We start from the raw sequence: 2,183 nt of genomic DNA, 5'->3' as shown, positions 1-2,183 counted from the left end.
CGTCGACGGCGTCCTTGGCCATGACGCGGTAGGTCGTGTACTTGCCGCCCGCGACGACGACCAGTCCCGGCACCGGGTGCGCGACGGCGTGCTCGCGCGACAGTTTCGACGTCGACTCCGACTCGCCCGACAGCAGCGGCCGCAGCCCGGCGTAGACGCCCTCGACGTCGGCGTGCGTGAGCGGCTGCTCCAGCACGGCGTTGACGTGGTCGAGCAGGTAGTCGATGTCGGCGGCGCTGGCGGCCGGGTGGGCCTTGTCCAGCGACCAGTCGGTGTCGGTCGTCCCGATGATCCAGTGCCGGAACCACGGGATGACGAACAGCACCGACTTCTCGGTGCGCAGGATCAGCCCGGAGTCGCCCTGGATGCGGTCGCGCGGCACCACCAGGTGGATGCCCTTGCTGGCCCGCACCTTGAACTGCCCGCGCTCGCCGACGAGACCCTGGGTGTCGTCGGTCCACACACCGGTGGCGTTGACGACCTGCTTGGCCCGGACCTTGAACGTCTCGCCGGACTCCAGGTCGAGCACCTCGGCGCCGGTGACCCGCTCGCCCTCGCGCAGCAGCCCGACCACGCGCGCCCGCGACGCGACGTGCGCGCCGTAGGCCGCGGCCGTGCGGGCGACGAACATCGTGTGCCGCGCGTCGTCGACCTGCGCGTCGTAGTACTGCAGAGCGCCGACCAGGGCGTCCTTGCGCAACGACGGCATGATCCGCTTGGCGCCCGACCGCGTCAGGTGCGTGTGGTGCGGCACCCCGCGCGCCCGGCCCGACAGCAGGCCGAGCGTGTCGTAGAGCGCGACGCCCGCACCCGCGTAGAACCGCTCCCACACCCGGTGCTGCAGGGGGTAGATGAACGGCACCGGGCGCACCAGGTGCGGCGCGATCGTCTGGATCAGCAGCCCGCGTTCCTGCAGCGCCTCCGCGACGAGCCGGAAGTCCAGCATCTCCAGGTATCGCAGGCCGCCGTGGATGAGCTTGCTCGAACGGCTCGACGTCCCGGACGCGAAGTCCCGGGCCTCGACGAGCCCGACGGTCAGCCCGCGGGTGGCGGCGTCGAGGGCACTGCCCGCACCCACGACGCCACCACCGATCACGAGCACGTCGAGCTCGGTCCCCGCCATGGCGGCCAGGGCGTCCGCCCGGGCCTGGGGGGAGAGCGCGACCGATCTCATGAGTGTCCTTCCTCGGTTCTCGACGGCCGTCAGTCGACGTCCACCCAGTTCAACGTCCGCTCGACGGCCTTCTTCCACTTGGCGTAGCCCTCGGTGCGCTGCTCGTCGTTCCATTCCGGCGACCAGTGCCGGGCCTCGTTCCAGTTCTGCCGCAGCTCGTCGGTGTTCTTCCAGAACCCGACGGCCAGGCCCGCCGCGTAGGCCGCGCCCAGCGCCGTCGTCTCCGCGACGACCGGCCTGCTGACGTCCACCCCGAGCACGTCGGACTGGATCTGCATGCACAGCTCGTTCATCGTGACGCCGCCGTCGACCTTGAGCACCTCCAGGTGTACCCCGGAGTCCTTCTCCATGGCCTCGATGACGTCGCGGCTCTGGTAACAGATCGCCTCGAGCGTCGCCCGCGCCAGGTGCGCGTTCGTGTTGTACCGGGACAGCCCGACGATGGCGCCGCGGGCGTCGGAACGCCAGTAGGGCGCGAACAGACCACTGAATGCGGGGACGAAGTACACCCCACCGTTGTCGTCGACCTGACGGGCCAGCGCCTCCGACTGCGCCGCACCCGAGATGATGCCCAGCTGGTCGCGCAGCCACTGCACGGCCGAACCGGTCACCGCGATGGAGCCCTCCAGCGCGTAGACGACGTCCTCGTCGTTGAACTTGTAGCAGACCGTCGACAGCAGGCCCGCTTTCGAGCGGATCAGCTCGGTACCGGTGTTGAGCAGCATGAAGTTGCCGGTCCCGTAGGTGTTCTTCGCCTCGCCGGGGGAGAAGCACACCTGGCCGACGGTCGCGGCCTGCTGGTCGCCCAGGTCGCCGGTGATCAGCACCTCGCCGCCCAGCGGCCCGTTCACCCGGGTGCTGCCGTAGCCGGCCGTGAACGAGCTGGGCCTGATCTCGGGCAGCATCTGCCGCGGGATGTCGAAGAACCCGAGCAGCTCGTCGTCCCAGTCGAGCGTCTCCAGGTTCATCAGCATCGTGCGGCTGGCGTTGGTGACGTCGGTGACGTGCA

The 2,183-nt window shown here is 70.0% G+C and carries 2 protein-coding genes; both read right to left on the bottom strand.

Annotated elements, in window-relative coordinates:
• On the bottom strand, positions 1–1,174 hold a 1,174-nt coding region (locus tag PSU4_RS30790; RefSeq protein WP_147116184.1), incomplete at its 3' end, for a glycerol-3-phosphate dehydrogenase/oxidase.
• 29 nt (positions 1,175–1,203) lie between these two features.
• The coding region (gene glpK / locus PSU4_RS30785) for a glycerol kinase GlpK (RefSeq protein WP_147116182.1) at positions 1,204–2,183 on the bottom strand (980 nt) is incomplete at its 5' end.

Origin of the sequence: Pseudonocardia sulfidoxydans NBRC 16205 (assembly GCF_007989085.1) — a bacterium.
Taxonomy (GTDB): domain Bacteria; phylum Actinomycetota; class Actinomycetes; order Mycobacteriales; family Pseudonocardiaceae; genus Pseudonocardia; species Pseudonocardia sulfidoxydans.
Note: the sequence above shows the minus strand (reverse complement) of the source record. Positions and strands in the feature narration are given on the sequence as shown.